Genomic DNA, 17669 nt, shown 5'->3' with positions numbered 1-17669 from the left:
TGTGACGGGCTCAGACGCCGCCTCCGCCGCCTCCGCCTCCGCCCTCGGCCTGGGAGATCAGGGCCGCCGCCGGCGGGTTCTGCGCCGGGGTGCCGGCGGTCTTGCGACCCCGGGCGAGCCGCCGCTGGACGTACTGGGCGAGCTTCGACAGCGAGTAGTTCACCACGATGAAGAGCACGGCGATCACGACGTAGACCTGGATCGGGTTGCCCAGCACGCCGATGATCTGCTTGCCGATGTTCAGGGTCTCCTCGTAGCTGATGATGAACCCCAGCGAGGTGTCCTTGAGTACCACGACCAGCTGGCTGATCAGCGCCGGCAGCATGATCCGGAAGGCCTGCGGCAGCAGGATCATCCGGGTGGTCTGCGTCGGCGAGAGACCGATGGCGGCAGCGGCCTCCGCCTGGCCGCCCGGCAGCCCCTCCATGCCGGAGCGGAGGATCTCGCCGATCACCACCGAGTTGTAGATGGTGAGGCCGATGACCAGATACCAGAGGTTGTCGAAGTAGAGGCCGAACTCGGGGAAGCCACGGGCCACGAAGAAGATGGTGATCACAACGGGCAGGCCGCGGAACACCTCGACGCAGACGCGGGTGATCGCCGACAGCAGCGCGCTCAGCCCGCGCAGCAGGTACGCCAGCGGCGTCGCCACGCCGACGAACCGCCGTCGGGTCAGGCTCTTGAGCTGGATCCGCAGCACGGCGAGCAGCGTTCCGACCACCAGCGAAGCCACGATGGCCAGGGCCGCCGCGAACAGGGTGTTCTTGAAGCCGAGACCGATCCGGTCCCACACCTGGGAGAAGTTGTCGTTGGAGGGATCGACAAGCGGACCCCACAGCTCCATCGAGAGCTGGCCGTTCTCGTCCAGGGGCCGGTAGATCAGGAAGTATGCCCCGACGAGCAGGACCAGTCCGGCGACGATGCTGCTGATCAGGGTGATCCGCCGCTGCCGGGGGCCGGGGATGTCGTAGAGGACGCTGGTCTGCTGACTCATCGGGCCACCGCCTGTCGCTTCTCGATCCGGTCCAGCAGGGCGCCGAGCGGCACCGTCATGATCAGGTAGCCGATCGAGATGCCGATGGCGACCGGGACGAAGGCGTAGCCCTCGGCTCCGGTGAGCTGGTCGGCAGTGGCCGACAGGTCACCGACCACGCCGAAGAAGCCGGCCAGGGCCGAGTTTTTGATCATCGCGATGATCACCGAACCGAGCGGCACCACCGAGGCCTGCCAGGACTGCGGCAGCACCACGTGGCGCAGGTTCTGCCCGAAGGTCAGGCCCAGCGACCGGGCCGCCTCCGCCTGGCCGGCGGGCACCGCGTTCACCCCGGACCGCAGCGCCTCACAGACGAACGCCGCGGTGTAGAGCACCAGGGCGATCAGTGCGAACCGGAAGTACGGCAGATCGGTGCCGAGCCGGGTGAACAGCGAGTCGAGCACCGGGACGCGGAGGAAGTCCGCGTTGGAACCGAGCGCCGGCAGGCCGAACGCGGCGAAGAACATCACCACGGTCAGCGGCATGTTGCGGAAGACGTTCACGTAACTGGTGCCGACTGCGCGCAGCGGCGGCACCGGTGAGATGCGCAGCACCGCCACGATGGCGCCCAGGATGAGGGCGCCGATCGCGGCGAGGATGCAGATCTGGAGGGTGAGCCAGAAACCACCCGCAAAGACGTCGAACTTGTCGATGAGCACGTTCACGGGTTGGTGTTCCTCCCCACCCTCCAGATCGAAGGATCAGATCAGTAGCGGTTGATGGTGGGCGCCGAGCCCAGTTCCGCGCCGAACTTGCCGGCGGTGCTGTCCCAGGCCTTCTTCCAGCTGCCGTCGGCGACCGCCTTGTCCAGCGTGTCGTTGATGAAGCTGCGGAAGTCCGCGTCCTCCTTCTTCACCCCGATGCCGTACGGCTCCTTGGTGAAGTTGCTGCCGGCCAGCTTGAAGGAGGCCTCGTCCTTGGCGATGTAGCCGAGCAGGATCACGTTGTCAGTGGTCACAGCGTTGACCTGGCCGCCCTTGAGGGCGTCCCGGCACTTGTCGTAGGTGTCGAAGAGCACCAGCTGGGTGCCGACGTCCTTGACGTACTGCTTGATCGTCTCGGCCGGGGTGGAGCCCGTGACGGAGCAGACCTTCTTGGTGCCGTCCTTGAACGAGTCCGGACCGGTGATGGTCGTGTCGTCCTTCTTGACCAGGATGTTCTGGCCGGCCTCGTAGTACGGGCCTGCGAAGGCGATCCGCTCCTTGCGCTTGTCGTTGATCGTGTAGGTCGCGGCGACCAGGTCGACAGTGCCGTTGACGATCACGTCCTCGCGGACCTTCGACGGGGCCTCGACCCACTCGATCTTGTCCTCGGGGATGCCGAGCTCCTTGACGATGATCTTTGCGATCTCGACGTCGAAGCCCTCCGGCTTGCCGGAGAGGCCCTTCAGGCCGAAGCCCGGCTGGTCGAACTTGGTGCCGACCTTGATCTTCTGGGCCTTGTTCAGCTTCTCCATGGTGGTGCCGGCGGTGAAGGACTTGCTGCCAGCGCCGGTGCCCTCCCCGCCGTCGTCGCCACCACAGGCGGTGAGGCCGAGCGCCAGAGCGGCGACCGCGGCGACTGCCGCAACGCGCTTGATACGCATACTCTTCTCCTTCTTCAACGGAGCCCACCGAGTACGGCGCGCTCCACTACGGACGCCTAGTGCGTGAGGATCTTGGAGAGGAAGTCTCGGGCCCGCTCGCTGCGCGGGTTCGCGAAGAACTCCGCCGGTGGGGCGTCCTCGACCAGTTGCCCGTCGGCCATGAAGATGACCCGGTTCGCCGCGTGCCGGGCGAAGCCCATCTCGTGGGTCACCACGACCATCGTCATGCCGTCGCTGGCCAATGAGGTCATCACGTCGAGCACCTCGCCGACCATCTCCGGGTCCAGGGCGCTGGTCGGCTCGTCGAAGAGCATCGCCTTGGGCTGCATGGCCAGCGCCCGGGCGATGGCCGCCCGCTGCTGCTGACCACCGGAGAGTTGGGCCGGGAACTTGTCCGCCTGGTTGGCGATGCCGACCCGGTCCAGCAGGGCCAGGCCGCGCTCGCGGGCGGCGGCCGGCTTCTCCTTGCGGACCTTGATCGGGCCGAGGGTGACGTTCTCCAGGATGGTCTTGTGCGCGAAGAGGTTGAACGACTGGAAGACCATGCCCACCTCGCTGCGCAGCTTCGCGAGGGGCTTGCCCTCGGCCGGCAGCGGCTGACCGTCGAAGGTGATGGTGCCGGAGTTGATCGGTTCCAGTCGGTTGATCGTGCGGCACAGCGTCGACTTGCCGGAGCCGGACGGGCCGATCACCACGACCACCTCGCCGCGACCCACCGACAGTGAGACGTCGTCCAGCACGTGCAGCGGCCCGAACCACTTGTTGACCGCGTCCAGCACGATGAGCGGTTCGCCCGTCGTCACGTCGTCCACCGTCCCCTGTCGTCTCCCGGATCGGGGTCGGTTGACCCCCGGTGCGGCCACTGTAGGCGGCTTGATGTGGCAGAACGCAACCCAGCGGGTCACGGAGCGGTAACACCGGTCACGATCGTTCTCGGGCGTCCGATTTTGGTCACCGGGTGGGTGGTCATGGTGGCGATCGTGGCGCGTTGCCGAGATCATGGGGGGATGACCGAACCCGTACGGTTGACCACGTACGCCCGCGGCGGTGGCTGCGCCTGCAAGATCCCGCCGGGCGAGCTGGAGATCATGGTGGCTGGTCTCGGCCCGGCGACCGGCACGGCGGAGCTGCTGGTCGGGTTGGATCACGGCGACGACGCGGCGGTGGTGCGTCTGGACGAGCGGACCGGCCTGGTCAGCACCGCCGATTTCTTCACGCCTGTGGTCGACGACGCGTACGACTGGGGTCGGATCGCCGCGGCCAACGCGCTCTCCGACGTGTACGCGATGGGCGGCACCCCGCTGGTGGCGCTCAACCTGCTCTGCTGGCCGCGCGACGTGCTCCCGCTGGAGTTGGCCCGTGAGGTGCTGCGCGGCGGTCAGGACGTGGCGCGGGAGGCCGGCTGTCACCTGGCCGGCGGTCACAGCGTGGACGACGACGGCCCGAAGTACGGTCTCGCGGTCACCGGCACGGTCCGACCCGAGGAGCTGATCACCCTCGACGCCGGGCAGGCCGGGGTGCCGTTGTCGCTGACCAAGCCGATCGGTGTGGGCGTGCTGAACACCCGACACAAGGCGACCGGTGAGAGTTTCCCGGAGGCGGTGGCCACGATGAGCGCGCTCAATCGGGAGGCCGCCCGCGCGGCGGTCGCCGCCGGCATCCGGTGCGGCACCGACGTGACCGGGTTCGGGCTGCTCGGGCACGCCTCGAAGCTGGCCCGGGCCAGCCAGGTCACGGTGGCCATCGACACCGCCCGGGTGCCCTGTCTGGCCGGCGCGCGCGAGGCGCTGCGCGACGGGTTCGTCAGCGGCGGCAGCCGGCGCAACCTGGACTGGGTGACCCCGTGGACGGACTTCGGCGGGGCGGACGAGGCGGAGCGGCTGCTGCTGGCCGACGCGCAGACCTCCGGTGGCCTGCTGGTCGCCGGCGAGGTGCCCGGCGCTCCGGTGGTGGGTGAGCTGCTGCCCCGGGGGGAGCACCTGGTCGTCCTGCGCTGATCGGGGCTGTCGACCTGCGGGAGGACACGCGGTGGCGGTGGTGCGGATGGCGCACCATAGCCGATAAACTGTCACCTTCCCGCTACTCCGAGCAATGCTGCTCAGGGAAATTTTGCCCGGAATGGTCACAGACCGGTAACTTGCCCCCGGCTGGGGTCAAATGCCCCCCACCATCGTGTGTAAGGCCCGATCCGGAGGCCGGTGGGACGAACGCAGCGAGGAGGCGGAATGACCGAGCTGTGGAACTGGAGAATCGACGGGGCTCAACCCGTGGAGGTCTACCCGGCGCTGGCCGAGGCGCTTGGTCGGGTGGTGATGCCGTTGGCGGCGGCCGACCCGGCGCGGCTGCCGGCGTACGCGGTGGTGTGTGACGTCTGGGAGGCGCCGGGCGAGTTCGCGACGGTGGTGGACTGCTACGGGGTGCCCGAGCAGCTCTCCGAGCACGCGAGCATCGCCGCACTGGCCCGATTGCTGGGCCGCAACTGCCTGTTGCGCGACGACACGCTCGACGCGGGGCGGCACCTGCTCGTCGCGCCGGACGGCACGGTCCGTCCGGTGCACTTCGACGTGCGGGACACCGACGACGGTGAGGTGCTCAGCAGGCTGCGGCTCTGCTCGCTGGGTGACCCGGGTTGTCGGGGCTGGTCGCAGTGTCACCGCTCACGCTGGGCGCCGGACACGGTCGCCCCGGCGCTCGCTGCGGCCTGACCCTCTCCAGGGTCAGGCCCGGCCGGGTGCCGTGCCGGTAAGCGGCGGTCAGTTGGCGGCGGTGGCCGACTGGGCCGGGGTGCCCGATCCGGCACCCCGCACCACCAGTTGGTCGAGCAGGGTGCGCGTCGCCTCGGCCACGGCGGTCACCGCGGCGTCGAACGCGGCGGCGTTGTGCGCGGCGGGCGCCCGGAAGCCAGAGATCTTCCGGACGTACTGCAACGCCGCCGCCTCGACGTCCGCGTCGGTCACCTGCGGGGTGAACGGTTCACGCAACGTCTTGATGCTCCGGCACATGTCAGCTCCTTCTTTGCCACAACGGTCTACCACTCGTCGTGCCGGCAATGGTACCGACGGTGACACTGGGTCGATATTTGTCTATCCTGGGCACGGACCAGAGCCGTTCGAGCCACAGCCGCCGCTCGCGCTCCCAGCGCCCCGGGCCCCCGGAGACTCATTGTGGACCATGCCCCCGCCCGCACATCCCGTCCCGACCTGGACAATCTCACCCGTAGCCTGCGCACCCCGCTGGACCGGATCCCCGTCGAGCACGCCGATCTGATCGAGGCGGTGCGCCGGCGCGTCGTCACGAACGACTCCGTGCCGTCCGGCACCGTGGCCGTCGCCGCCTTCAACTCGTCCATCTGAGCGATGGTCTGCCGGTGCGGTCCACCCGGAGTGGGCGGATCCTGCCGGCCGATCAGTCAGTTCGTGCTGAAGGTGCACAGCCGCTGCGACCTCAGCTGCGACCACTGCTACGTCTACCAGCACGCCGACCAGACCTGGCGTGGCCGTCCGGTGCGGATGCCGCCGGCCACGGTCCAGGCCGCCGCACGGCGCATCGCCGAGCACGCCCGCGAGCACGGGTTGCCGGTCGTGCACGTGGTGCTGCACGGGGGTGAGCCGCTGCTGCTGGGCGCCGCCGGGTTGCGGGAGGTGCTGGCCGAGCTGCGCACGGCGATCACCCCGTGGACGCGGCTCGACCTGCGCATGCAGACCAACGGCGTGCTGCTCGACGAGGAGCTGTGCCGGCTCTTCGTCGAGTACGACGTGCGGGTCGGGGTGTCCTTCGACGGGGACCGCGCCGCCAACGACCGCCACCGGGTCTTCGCCCACGGCGGCAGCAGCCACGACCACGTCCGGCGGGCGCTGGCCCTGCTGCGGAGGCCGGAACACCGCGCCAGCTACGCCGGCATCCTCTGCACCATCGACGTCCGCAACGACCCCGACCGGGTGTACGAGGCGCTGCTGGCCGAGCGCCCGCCCCGGGTCGACCTGCTGCTGCCCCACGCCACCTGGGACCAGCCCCCCGAGCGCACCGGCCCCACCCCGTACGCGGACTGGCTGGGGCGGATTCACCGGCGGTGGGTGGACGACGGGCGGCCGGTGTCGATCCGGATGTTCGAGGCCCTGCGCCCGGGTGGCGGCGGCACCGAGGCGTTCGGTCTCGCGCCGGCCGACGTGCTGGTCATCGAGGCGGACGGGAGCTGGGAGCAGGTCGACTCGCTGAAGACCGCGTACCACGGCGCGGCCGGCACCGGGTTCGACGTGTTCGACCACTCGGTGGACGAGGTCGCGCGGCACCCCGGGGTCGCCGTCCGGCAGGACGGCGTGGACGGGCTCTGCGCGACCTGCCGGTCCTGCCCGGTGGTCGACCGGTGCGGCGGCGGCCTGTACGCCCACCGCTGGCGCACCGGCTCCGGCTTCGACAACCCCTCGGTGTACTGCGCCGACCTGCTCCGCCTGATCGACACAGTGGACGGGTACCCGCCGCCCGCCCCACCCGCGCCGCGCCAGACGACCGTCACCCCGTCCGCGTCCGGCGACTGGTCCGGCACCTCGCCCTTCGACGAGTTGCTGGACGACCTGGCGACCGGGTACGGGTCGGCGTCGACGCTCGCGTTGCTCGCCGCCACCCAGCTCTCCATCACCCGGGCGCTGCTGGCGGCCTGTCGGGAGCGGTTCGGCAGCACCGCCGCCTGGGACCTGCTCGTCCACCTCGACGAGGCGGCACCGGAGGCGGTCCGGGCGGTCCTGGTGTACCCCTTCGTCCGGCCCGGGCTGGTGCATCGCCTCGACCCGTCGCCGCCGCCCGGCCTCGGCGCGACGGTCGACCCACTGCCGGCCCTCGCCATCGCGGCGGCCCTGCGGGCCGGCGTCCCGGCCGCGTTGCGCGTCCCGGTGCGGGCCGACACGATCACGTTGCCCACGCTCGGCAGCCTGACGCTGCCCGGCGTGGGGGAGAGCGCGGAGGTGACAGTCCGGCCCGGCGAGGTCCAGCTCCGGGGTGGGTCGGTGGCGCAGACGGTGCTCATCGATCCGCTGGCGTCGCCGTCGACCGGCTGGCTTCCGACCCGTGACGTGCCGGTGCCCGGCGGCCGGTTGCTCCTGGAGGACTGCGACCCGTACCGCGACTGCTACGGCCAGCCGGTGGAACCCCGCCTGGAGGTTCCGGCGGCGCGGGCGTTGGGCCGTACCCTGGCGGAGGCCTGGCGGGTCGTGCACCGGGACGTGCCGGCGCACGCGGCGGCGCTCGACGGTGGTCTGCGTGCCGTCGTTCCGTTGGCGCCCGACCCGGCGCGACCCCTGCGGAGCGCGACCGCCCGGCACGCGTTCGGCGCGGTCGCCGTCACCCCGCATCCCGACCCGGAGACGATGGCGGTGCTGCTCGTGCACGAGTGGCAGCACGCGAAGCTGGGTGCGGTGCTCGACCTGTACGACCTGGTCGAACCCGGGCAGGAAGGCCGGATCCGGGTGCCCTGGCGCCCCGACCCACGGCCGCCGGAGGGCGTCCTCCAGGGGGTGTACGCCCACCTCGCCGTCACCCAGGTCTGGCAGTCCCGGGCGGCCACCGACCATCCGGACGCGTCGGCGCACGCGGCCCACTTCCTGGCGTGGACCCGGGACGGCGTCGACGCGCTGCTGGCCAGCCGGTCGCTCACCGCCGCGGGTGAGCGGTTCGTCGGCCAGCTGCGCCACGCCCTGGAGGAGACCCGTGTCGGGTCCAGATGAGCACCCACTGCCCAGACTGGGCCGCCCCCGCCTCGCCGACGACCTGCGGGCGCTGGGCGTACGCCCGGGGGTGTGCCTGCTGGTGCACTGCGGCCTGCGTCGGGTCGGCCCGCTGGAGCACGGCCCGGCGACCCTCGCCGGCGCGCTGCGCGACGTCCTCGGCCCGGCCGGCACGCTGCTGGTGCCCACCCAGACCGACGGCAACTCGACCACCTCCCGGGCCCACCTGGCCGCCACCGCCGGGATGGACCGGGCGCAGCGCGAACGGTACGAAGCCGCGCTGCCGGGCTGGGACCGCCGGACCACCCCCTCCCAGCGGATGGGTGCACTCGCCGAGTTCGTCCGGTGCACCCCCGGTGCCGTGCGCAGTGACCATCCGCAGACCTCGTTCGCGGCGCTCGGCCCGCGGGCCCGGCAGCTCACCGACGGTCATGACCTCACCTGTCACCTGGGGGAACGCTCACCGGTTGGCGGCCTCTACGCGGCGGACGGGCAGATCCTGCTGCTCGGTCTCGGCTACGAGGCGTGCAGCGCACTGCACCTGGCCGAGTACCGCCTCCCGGTGCCGCCGCCCGAGCGCCACTACCACTGCTTCCGGCTCGTCGACGGGCGGCGGGTCCGCCTCGACTTCCAGGCCCTCGACCTGGACGACCGGGACTTCCCGAAGGTGGGCGCCGCGCTCGACGAGACGCCGTTGGTGCGACACGGTCTGGTGGGGCGGGCCAGCGCCCGCCTGTTGCCGGCGCGGGCCGCTGTCGACTTCGCGACTGGTTGGTTCGCCACGAACCGGTTGGCGGCGCGACGTTGACGCGGGGACTACGCTGATGTTCCGGCCGCGTGGGGAGGGCGGAGGGGCAGCGGTGAGCACAGTGGACGCACCCTCCAGAGCACGCGCCCCGCTCTTCTTCATCAGCTATTCGCGGGCGCCGGTCGGCCGGGCCACCGGCAAACCGGCCGAATACGTCTCCCGATTCTTCGAGGACCTCTCCGTCCACGTCAGTGAGCTGGTCGGCCCGGTGACCGGAGTGGACGCCGGCTTCCTGGACACCTCCATCGCCGGCGGCGAACGCTGGAGCCCGGAGCTTCTCCAGGCCGCCGGCACCTGCCAGGTCTTCGTTCCGCTGGTGTCCAGCGCGCTGCTCGGCAGCGACTGGTGTGGCCGGGAGTGGGACGCGTTCTCCCGCCGACAGATCACCCCGCGACACAGCTCCGCCTCGGTGCACGAGACGGCCATCGTGCCGGTCACCTGGTCGCCGACGAACGGCACCGCACTGCCCCGGGTGCTCCGCGACATCCAGCGCTTCACCCCGACCGCGATGCCGGATCCCGACATCGCGGTGCACTACCAGCGGGACGGGGTCTACGGCTTGCTGACCATGCAGTGGGAGAACGCGTACCGGGCGGTGGTCTGGCGGCTCGCGCAGCGGATCGTGGCCATCCACCGGTCGTACCTGGTCGAACCCTGGGTGCCGGCGAGCGTGGACGAGCTGTGCAACCGGTTCGCCGAGGAGTCGAAGTGAGCCCCCCGACGGCTCGGCGCCGGCCGGGGGCGCGTGGGACGTACTTCTTCCTGAGCTACGCCCACTCGGCGCCGCCGCCGGGTGCCCGGGCCGACGCCGACGTCTGGGTCGGTCAGTTCTTCGCCGACCTGACCGACGAGGTGCGGCGGCAGGCGCGCCCGGTCGCCGGCATGCGGATCGGCTTCTTCGACCAGCACATTCCGTTGGGCGCCGACTGGAAGGCCGCCCTCGCCGAGGCGCTCGGCGACGCCGAGGTCTTCGTCCCGCTCTACTCGCCCGGCTACTTCAGCCGCCCCTGGGCGCTGGGGGAGCAGGAGTCCTTCCGGGCCCGGCTGGCCGCCGCCGGGCCGGCCCGGGTCACCGCCGGCCATCTCACCCCCGTGCTGTGGATCCCGTTCCCACCGTGGGAGGCCCACCCGGAGCTGGACGGCGCCCTGGACCTGGGCCGGGACGTCCCGCAGTACGCCGCCGACGGCCTGCGCGCCTTCTGCATGCTGGCCTCCTACCGGGCCCAGTACGAGCTGCTGCTGAGCCGCCTGGCGAGCCGGATCGTGCACACCGCCGAGCGGCGACCGATGGGCCCGTCCCGGGCGCCCAGCCTGGATGAGGTGGTCCGTCCGGCGCCGACCGACCCGGACTTCGTCGTCGCCGTCCTGGCCCCGACCCGGGACCGCCTGCCGACCGATCGCGACCCCGCCGGCTACGCCGCCAGCGGCCGGCTCTGGCGGCCGTACGGGCGCAGCCAGCAGCTGCCCGCCGCCGAGTACGCGGTGAGCACCGCCGAGCGGCTCGGGCTGTCGGCCCGTACCGAGGACTTCGCGCAGGCCTCCGCGCTGCTCGATCGGCGGCCGGCCGTGCTGCTTGTCGACCCGTGGATCGCGGCGGCGCCGGACGCGGCCGGGGTCGTCGCCCGCCTCCTGCACGGCCTGCGGGAGTGGGTCGTTCCGCTGGTCGTCACCGACGACGACGACAGCCAGGACGCCACCCGCTGGGCCACCGAGGTGACCCGGCTGCTGCACGACGCCGGTCTGCCCCAGGTGAAGCGCGCGTGCAGCATGCCGGAGTTCGTCGACCTGATGCCGGCGCTGGTCACCGAGGCGCGCCGGCAGTTCCTCAAGTACGGCCCGGTCGTCCCCTTCGAACCACCGCCGGAGCCGGTGCCGAGCCTGCGTGACGGGCTGCCGGCCGCCGGCTCGACCACCGACCCCGCGTCCCCGCCTGATGATCCGGCCCCACCGCGTCCCCACGGAGAAAACCGATGAACAACGATCGCGAAGGCCAGGTCGTCACCTTCTACTCGTTCAAGGGTGGAACGGGCCGGACGATGGCGCTGGCCAACGTGGCCTGGATCCTGGCGGCCAGCGGCCGGCGGGTGCTCGTCGCCGACTGGGACCTCGAGTCACCCGGTCTGCACCGCTTCTTCCACCCGTTCCTCGACGCCGAGGCGATCCAGGGCACCAGCGGCGTGATCGACATGATCCGCGACTACGAGTGGGAGACCACCCGGGTCGACGACCGACCGGACCGCTGGATGGAGCAGTACGCCCGGGTCGGGCGGCACGCCTTCTCGCTGCGCTGGAACTTCCCCGACGGCGGCGGGCTCGACTTCCTCTCCGCCGGCCGGCAGAACAGCGACTACGCCGTCTCGGTGAGCGGCCTGGACTGGGACAACTTCTACAACCGGCTGGGTGGGGCGCAGTTCTTCGAGGCGCTGCGGGCGGACATGAAGCGCCAGTACGACTTCACCCTGATCGACAGCCGGACGGGGTTGAGCGACGTCGCCGACATCTGCACCCTGCACCTGCCGGACACCCTTGTCGACTGTTTCACACTGAGCGACCAGGGCATCGACGGAGCGGCCCGGGTGGCGCACTCGGTCCGGGACCGCTACCGGCGGCGTGACATCCGGGTCCTGCCGGTGCCGATGCGGGTCGACCAGGCCGAGAAGGAGCGGGCCGAGGCGGGTCGCCTGCTGGCCATGCGCCGGTTCGCCGGGTTGCCGGCCGGCATGACCGAGGCGGAACGGCGGCGGTACTGGGCCGCGGTGGAGGTCCCGTACCGGCCGTTCTACGCGTACGAGGAGACCCTCGCGACGTTCGGCGATCCGCCCGGCTCACCGACGTCGCTGCTGTCCGCGTTCGAGACGTTGACCGGGATCCTCACCGACGGCGCGGTGACCGCCCTGCCGGTGATGGACGAGTCGGTGCGGGAGCGGGGCAAGGCCCGGTTCCGCCGACGCACCGAGGCGGTCGACGACCAGATCGTGCTCCGGTACGCGCCGGAGGACGCCATCTGGGCCGAGTGGCTGGAGCGGGTGCTCAGCTCGGCCGGGCTGCGGGTGGTGGAGCCCACGGCCGCCGTGGGTTCCGCCGGCACTCCGGCCCCGCGCACGCTGACAGTGGTCTCGCCGGCCTACGTGGCGACGCCGTCCGGTGGTCTGCCCGACCGGGACACCAGCACCGGCTCCACTGCCCTGGCCGTGTACGTCGCCGACCTGCGTCCGCTGGCCGAGTTCCCGTCCCAGAGCTCCACCAACCTGGTCAACGTGAGCGCCACGACCGCTGTGGAGCGGGTGTTGCGGCTGGTCGGCCGGCCGGTGCCGTCGTCGGCGGACGGGCCGGCGGGCGGGGCCACCCGTTACCCCGGCACCGAGCCATTGATCTTCAACGCCCCCAACCGGAACGCCCGGTTCACCGGCCGGGAGGACGACCTGGCCCGGCTGCGCTCGCAGTTGCAGAGTGGGGGCAGCGCTGTGGTGCTGCCGGTCGCCCTGCAGGGCATGGGCGGCGTCGGTAAGACGCAGGTGGCCCTGGAGTACGTGCACCGGTTCAAGGCCGCGTACGACGTGGTCTGGTGGATCGTGGCGGACCCACCGCAGTTCGTCGACACCGCCCTCGCCGACCTCGCCGGTCGCCTTGGCATCCTCGTCGGGCCGACCCTGCCCGACACGGTCCGGTCGGTGCTCCAGGTGCTCGGCCGTGGTGAGCCGTACGAGCGGTGGTTGGTCGTGCTCGACAACGCCGAGGAGCTCGACCAGATCGAGCCGTTCCTGCCGCAGGGCCCCGGGCACGTCCTGCTGACCTCCCGCAACCGCGCCTGGGGGGACCGGGCGAACCCGATCCAGGTGGACGTCTTCGACCGCACCGAGAGCGTGGCGCACCTCGCCCAGCGGGTGCCCACGATCAGCGCCGAGGAGGCCGACCGGGTGGCCGAGGCGCTCGGCGACCTGCCGATCGCGGTGGCCGCGGCGGGCGCCTGGCTCGCCGACACCGGCACGTCGGTCGCCGACTACCTGCGGCAGATCGAGCGGCACGGCCCGAGCGCCCTCTCCGTGGAGGCGACCTGGGACCTGTCGCTGAACCGGCTGCTCGAGCAGGCGCCCGCCGCGTACCGGCTGTTGCAGCTCTGCTCGGTGCTGGCCCCGGAGATCGCCCTCGAACTCATCTACAGCGACGAGATGGCGGCGGCCCTCGTGCCGTTCGACCCCTCGGTGTCGGAGCGGCTCGTGCGCGGCGCCCTGGTCCAGCAGATCAACCGCCTGGCACTGCTCAAACTCGACGTCCAGGGCGGTCGGGTCCAGGTGCACCGACTGTTGCAGGCGGTGGTCCGGGACCGGATGACCGACGACGAGATCACCGCCGCCCGACACCAGGTGCACCTGGTGCTGGCGGCCTCCCGGCCCCGTGGCGACGTGGACGACCCGACCACCTGGCCCCGGCTGCGCATGCTCTGGCCGCACCTGGAGGTCTCCGAGGCGTTGACCTGCCCGGACGAGTCGGTGTGTCAGCTACTGATCGACCGGGTCCGTTATCTGTGGCAGCGCGGCGGTCTGGACCAGGCCGACGTGTTCAGCCAGGAGGTGGACGACACCTGGAGCGCTCGGCTCGGCGACACGCGTGACGAGGTCGAGGCTTCGGCGCTGGGCCGGCAGTTGTTGCACCTGCGGTTCAACCGGGCGAACATCCTGCGCAGCCTGGGCCGGTTCGACGAGGCCCGGGACCTGGACGAGGCGGTGCTGGCCGAGCAACGCCGGCTGCTGGGCCCGCTGCACCCGCACAGTCTGATGACCGCCGGCAGCCTCGGCGGTGACCTGCGGGCGCTCGGCCGCTACGCCGAGGCCCTGGAACGGGACCGGTCCACCTACGCCTCCTGGCTTCAGGTGTTCGGCGAGGACCACCCCCGGACGTTGAGCGCGGCCAACAACCTTGCCGTGTCGTACCGGCTGGTCGGTGACTACCGGTCGGCCCGTCGCTGGGACGACGAGGTGCACCAGCGGCGGCGGCTGGTGCTCGGCCCCACCCATCCGTACACTCTCGTCTCCGCCGTGCGGCTCGGCAGCGACCTGCGGGAAGCTGGCGAGTACGAGAGGTCGGCCACCCTGCTGCGCACTGTGTACGAGACGTACCGCGAGGTGCTCGGGCCGGATGACGGCCAGAGCCTCGCCGCTCAGGTCAACCTGGCGGTGTCGCTGCGCAGCTCCGGTCGGGGCAGCGAGGCCGCGCCGTTGTTCGAGACGGCCTACCGCGAACTCGACGAACGCTTCGGCCCGGACAACCCGGACACGGTGGCGTGCCGGTCGAGTCGCGCGGCGAACCTGTTGGCTGTCGGCGACGCGGCTCGGGCGCTGACCGAGATGACGGCGGTGCGCCTGGCGTTCGAGGAGCAGCTCCGGCTCGGCCCGGAGCACCCGCACACCCTGGCGACGGTGAGCAACATCTCGGCGGCGGAGCGGGCGCTCGGCCGCCGGTCGGACGCGCTCGCGTCGGCGGCCCGGGCGGTCGGCGAGTTGCGCAAGGTGCTCGGCCCGGACCACCCGCACACCCTCGCGGCGGAGGTCAACCAGGCGGTGTGTCTCGCCGAGGAGGGCGACTGGGAGTCGGCGCGGGACCGGCTGCGGGAGACCGCCGGCCGGTTGGCCGCGGTGATCGGCGCGGACCACCCCGACACGCTGCGCTGCCTCGGCGATCTCGCCCTGGTGGCGAGGCGGGCCGGCGACGGCCCGGCCACCGAGGACGTCGGCGTCGTGGCGGACCGGTTGGCCGAGGTGATCGGTCTGGAGCATCCCACAGTGCAGACCCTGCGCGAGCGGCGGTTCGTGGTCCGGGTGATCGACCCACACACGATCTGACCGGGGTCGTTCGGCGGGCGGGTCGGTTGTCCGGGCCGGCCCGCGGTCCGGTCGGGCGCTCAGAGCTGCGGGCTGGTCGCGAGGTCCGGCGTGGCCAGCCAGGCCAGGGTCTGCGGCAGGATCTCCACCGCCCCGAAGTGCGCGGCGCCGGGCTGCACCTGCACCTCGGCGCGCGGGATCCGCGAGGCGAGCCAGTGCGAGTGCTCCACCGGGGAGAAGCGGTCCTGCTCGCCGTGCCAGAGCCGGACCTCCGCGCGGATGGCGCCCAGGTCGAACCCCCAGCCGCGCCGGATCGCCAGCACGTCGTCGATCCAACCTTCGGGGCCGTGTCGCAGCGCCTCGGAGTACATGTCGGTCAGCAGTCTGCGGATCGCGACGTCGTCGACGACCCGGATGTCCTCGTCGGGCAGTTGGGGGCGGAGGAAGTCCAGCAGCGTCATCGGGTCCCGGCGGGCCTCCTCGGCGCGAACCTTCAGGTTGAGCGTGAGCTCGGCCAGGTCCTCGTCGGCCTGCCCGTAGTCCTCCACGTTCGATTCCGCCATGCCCGCGTACCAGTCCAGGTCGGGCGCGCCGGCCGGGGCGAGCCCCACCAGCACGGCGGCCCGGGTGACCCGGTCCGGCAGCAGCGCGGCGCAGGCCAGGGCGTGTGGGCCGCCACCGGATCGGCCCACCACGGAGAACTGGTCGATGCCGAGGTCGTCGGCGATCGCCGCCACGTCCACCGCGGCGTCGGCCACCCGTCGACCCTCGTGCCGGTCGGAGTCGCCGTACCCGGGCCGGTCGTAGCAGACGAGGTGCACGCCGAGGCGGTAGACGACGATGCCCCGGGGCCGGGGGCCGCTGCGGCTGCCCGGGGTGCCGTGCAGCAGGAAGACCGCCGGCCCGTCCGGTGCTCCCGAGGTCTCCACCGCGAGGTGCCGGCCGTCCGGGGTCGTGACGGTGCGCTGTGTCGCCTCTTGTCGCGTCACGGTTGGCCTCCCGCGGGTCGTCATGTGCTCCCCCGTGAACGGAGCCGCGCATCGTCGGCGCCGAGTGCAAAGCCCCCGAAATCGCCCAGAACACATTCTTGTTGTGCAGCGTACTGCCCGTCGTGGATGCCCGCCATGGGCCAGCGGGTCAATGCCGGTGGGTTGGGCCCCTCGAACGGGCCGCTACCCTGGTAGCCCGAGGGGAAGGGGCACCAAGAGGGTGGCTAGGACCTACAACGTCGTGACGTACGGCTGCCAGATGAACGTGCACGATTCTGAGCGGATCTCCGGCCTGCTCGAACAGGCCGGCTACGTGCGCGCGGTGCCGACCGACGACACCCCGGACATCGTCGTCTTCAACACCTGCGCGGTGCGGGAAAACGCGGACAACCGGCTCTACGGCAACCTCGGTCGGCTGCGCCCGGTGAAGGACAAGCACCCCGGGATGCAGATCGCTGTCGGTGGTTGCCTGGCCCAGAAGGACCGGGGCGACATCGTCCGCAAGGCGCCCTGGGTGGACGTGGTCTTCGGCACCCACAACATCGGCGCGCTGCCGGTGCTGCTGGAGCGGGCCCGGCACAACGCCGCCGCCGAGGTGGAGATCCTGGAGTCCCTCGACGTCTTCCCGTCCACGCTGCCCACCCGCCGCGAGTCCACCTACGCCGGCTGGGTTTCGATCTCGGTGGGGTGCAACAACACCTGCACGTTCTGCATCGTGCCGGCGCTGCGCGGCAAGGAGAAGGACCGGCGCCCCGGCGACATCCTCTCCGAGGTGCGCGCCCTGGTCGACGAGGGCGTGCTGGAGGTGACACTGCTCGGGCAGAACGTCAACTCGTACGGCGTGGAGTTCGGCGACCGGTACGCGTTCGGCAAGCTGCTGCGGGCCTGCGGCGACATCGACGGGCTGGAGCGGGTCCGGTTCACCAGCCCGCACCCGAAGGACTTCACCGACGACGTGATCGCCGCGATGGCCGAGACGCCGAACGTCTGCCACTCGCTGCACATGCCGTTGCAGTCCGGTTCCGACGACGTGCTCCGGGCGATGCGCCGGTCCTACCGTTCCGAGCGCTACCTGGGGATCATCGAGAAGGTCCGGGCGGCGATGCCGGACGCGGCGATCACCACCGACATCATCGTCGGCTTTCCCGGTGAGACCGAGGCCGACTTCCAGCGCACCCTGGACGTGGTTCGGGAGGCCCGGTTCTCCTCGGCCTTCACCTTCCAGTACTCGAAGCGGCCCGGCACCCCGGCCGCGACCATGGACGGCCAACTGCCCAAGCAGGTCGTGCAGGAGCGCTACGAGCGGCTGGTCGCGACCGTCGAGGAAATCACCTGGGCGGAGAACAAGCGCCTCGTCGGGGAGACCGTCGAGGTGCTGGTCGCGGTCGGCGAGGGCCGCAAGGACGAGCGGACCGGCCGGATGTCCGGTCGGGCCCGCGACGGTCGACTGGTGCACTTCGCCACCGAGACGGCCGACGGGGAGTCCCTCGCTGGGCAGATCCGGCCGGGCGACATCGTGCACACCGCGATCACGTACGCCGCGCCGCACCACCTGAACGCCGACGGAGCACCGGTGGCGCACCGGCGCACCCGGGCCGGCGACGCGGCCGAGGCGGGACGTTCCCCGCGTACCCCCGGGGTGTTGCTCGGTCTGCCGACGATCGGCGCACCGCCGGTCGCGCCTGCCCCCGCCGCTGGCTGCGCCACCCATTGACCGC

The 17669-nt window shown here is 71.7% G+C and carries 15 protein-coding genes; 9 read left to right on the top strand and 6 right to left on the bottom strand.

The annotated features are described in order from the left end of the window. Nucleotides 1–10: 10 nt before the first annotated feature. The 4 genes from ABZU74_RS09515 to ABZU74_RS09500 are packed head-to-tail and all read right to left on the bottom strand — an operon-like array spanning nucleotide 11 to nucleotide 3430. Nucleotides 11–994, bottom strand: coding sequence for an amino acid ABC transporter permease (locus tag ABZU74_RS09515; RefSeq protein ID WP_355420341.1), 984 nt, complete (start codon nucleotides 992–994; stop codon nucleotides 11–13). Then, the gene (locus tag ABZU74_RS09510) at nucleotides 991–1698 is read right to left on the bottom strand and encodes an amino acid ABC transporter permease (RefSeq protein WP_355420338.1); all 708 of its coding nucleotides are present in this window, start codon (nucleotides 1696–1698) and stop codon (nucleotides 991–993) included. Before ABZU74_RS09510 ends, ABZU74_RS09515 begins: the two co-directional genes overlap by 4 nt. A 41-nt stretch (nucleotides 1699–1739) precedes the next feature. Then, on the bottom strand, nucleotides 1740–2618 hold the full coding sequence (locus ABZU74_RS09505) for a glutamate ABC transporter substrate-binding protein (RefSeq protein ID WP_355420335.1): 879 nt from the start codon (nucleotides 2616–2618) through the stop codon (nucleotides 1740–1742). Between the two features lie 56 nt (nucleotides 2619–2674). After that, nucleotides 2675–3430, bottom strand: a complete 756-nt coding sequence (locus ABZU74_RS09500) for an amino acid ABC transporter ATP-binding protein (RefSeq protein WP_238660654.1) — start codon at nucleotides 3428–3430, stop codon at nucleotides 2675–2677. Between the two features lie 195 nt (nucleotides 3431–3625). On the opposite strand from ABZU74_RS09500, the gene selD reads away from it, so the two are divergent. Both selD and ABZU74_RS09490 read left to right on the top strand, forming a co-directional pair. After that, on the top strand, nucleotides 3626–4615 hold the full coding sequence (gene selD, locus ABZU74_RS09495; RefSeq protein ID WP_355420332.1) for a selenide, water dikinase SelD: 990 nt from the start codon (nucleotides 3626–3628) through the stop codon (nucleotides 4613–4615). 228 nt (nucleotides 4616–4843) lie between these two features. Beyond that, nucleotides 4844–5323 (top strand): hypothetical protein, encoded by a 480-nt coding sequence (locus tag ABZU74_RS09490; protein WP_355420329.1) that lies wholly within the window; start codon nucleotides 4844–4846, stop codon nucleotides 5321–5323. Nucleotides 5324–5371: 48 nt separating this feature from the next. Here the strand turns inward: ABZU74_RS09490 and ABZU74_RS09485 are convergent, their stop codons facing one another. Further along, nucleotides 5372–5620 (bottom strand): DUF2277 family protein, encoded by a 249-nt coding sequence (locus ABZU74_RS09485; RefSeq protein WP_355420326.1) that lies wholly within the window; start codon nucleotides 5618–5620, stop codon nucleotides 5372–5374. A 162-nt stretch (nucleotides 5621–5782) separates the two neighbouring features. Here ABZU74_RS09485 and ABZU74_RS09480 point away from each other — a divergent pair, with 162 nt between their 5' ends. The 6 genes from ABZU74_RS09480 to fxsT all read left to right on the top strand — a co-directional run bounded on the left by ABZU74_RS09480 (nucleotide 5783) and on the right by fxsT (nucleotide 14983). Beyond that, nucleotides 5783–5971 (top strand): hypothetical protein, encoded by a 189-nt coding sequence (locus ABZU74_RS09480; RefSeq protein WP_355420324.1) that lies wholly within the window; start codon nucleotides 5783–5785, stop codon nucleotides 5969–5971. Nucleotides 5972–6034: 63 nt separating this feature from the next. Then, the gene (locus tag ABZU74_RS09475) at nucleotides 6035–8335 is read left to right on the top strand and encodes an FxsB family cyclophane-forming radical SAM/SPASM peptide maturase (RefSeq protein ID WP_355420322.1); all 2301 of its coding nucleotides are present in this window, start codon (nucleotides 6035–6037) and stop codon (nucleotides 8333–8335) included. Continuing rightward, nucleotides 8319–9143 (top strand): AAC(3) family N-acetyltransferase, encoded by an 825-nt coding sequence (locus tag ABZU74_RS09470; protein ID WP_355420319.1) that lies wholly within the window; start codon nucleotides 8319–8321, stop codon nucleotides 9141–9143. Before ABZU74_RS09475 ends, ABZU74_RS09470 begins: the two co-directional genes overlap by 17 nt. Before the next feature lie 52 nt (nucleotides 9144–9195). Next, the gene (locus ABZU74_RS09465; protein WP_355420316.1) at nucleotides 9196–9855 is read left to right on the top strand and encodes a TIR-like protein FxsC; all 660 of its coding nucleotides are present in this window, start codon (nucleotides 9196–9198) and stop codon (nucleotides 9853–9855) included. Next, entirely contained in the window at nucleotides 9852–11117 is a 1266-nt protein-coding gene (locus ABZU74_RS09460; RefSeq protein WP_355420313.1) for a TIR-like protein FxsC, read from the top strand. The genes ABZU74_RS09465 and ABZU74_RS09460 overlap by 4 nt, the downstream gene beginning before the upstream one ends. Next, nucleotides 11114–14983: an FxSxx-COOH system tetratricopeptide repeat protein gene (fxsT, locus tag ABZU74_RS09455; protein WP_355420310.1), complete on the top strand. Its 3870-nt coding sequence runs from the start codon at nucleotides 11114–11116 to the stop codon at nucleotides 14981–14983. Before ABZU74_RS09460 ends, fxsT begins: the two co-directional genes overlap by 4 nt. Before the next feature lie 59 nt (nucleotides 14984–15042). Here the strand turns inward: fxsT and ABZU74_RS09450 are convergent, their stop codons facing one another. Beyond that, complete coding sequence (locus ABZU74_RS09450; RefSeq protein WP_355420307.1) at nucleotides 15043–15951, bottom strand: alpha/beta hydrolase; 909 nt, start codon at nucleotides 15949–15951, stop codon at nucleotides 15043–15045. Between the two features lie 220 nt (nucleotides 15952–16171). Between ABZU74_RS09450 and miaB the strand changes: the two genes are divergently transcribed. After that, complete coding sequence (gene miaB, locus ABZU74_RS09445) at nucleotides 16172–17665, top strand: tRNA (N6-isopentenyl adenosine(37)-C2)-methylthiotransferase MiaB (RefSeq protein ID WP_355420305.1); 1494 nt, start codon at nucleotides 16172–16174, stop codon at nucleotides 17663–17665. Nucleotides 17666–17669: the final 4 nt, after the last annotated feature.

Origin of the sequence: Micromonospora sp. NPDC005171 (assembly GCF_040608575.1) — a bacterium.
Taxonomy (GTDB): domain Bacteria; phylum Actinomycetota; class Actinomycetes; order Mycobacteriales; family Micromonosporaceae; genus Micromonospora.
Note: the sequence above shows the minus strand (reverse complement) of the source record. Positions and strands in the feature narration are given on the sequence as shown.

Excerpts from the sequence above, each read along its gene's own strand:
- ABZU74_RS09485 (WP_355420326.1), bottom strand. The coding sequence starts at position 5,620 with ATGTGCCGGAGCATCAAGACGTTGCGTGAACCGTTCACCCCGCAGGTG.
- ABZU74_RS09490 (WP_355420329.1), top strand. The coding sequence starts at position 4,844 with ATGACCGAGCTGTGGAACTGGAGAATCGACGGGGCTCAACCCGTGGAG.
- fxsT (WP_355420310.1), top strand. The coding sequence starts at position 11,114 with ATGAACAACGATCGCGAAGGCCAGGTCGTCACCTTCTACTCGTTCAAG.
- ABZU74_RS09505 (WP_355420335.1), bottom strand. The coding sequence starts at position 2,618 with ATGCGTATCAAGCGCGTTGCGGCAGTCGCCGCGGTCGCCGCTCTGGCG.
- ABZU74_RS09515 (WP_355420341.1), bottom strand. The coding sequence starts at position 994 with ATGAGTCAGCAGACCAGCGTCCTCTACGACATCCCCGGCCCCCGGCAG.
- selD (WP_355420332.1), top strand. The coding sequence starts at position 3,626 with ATGACCGAACCCGTACGGTTGACCACGTACGCCCGCGGCGGTGGCTGC.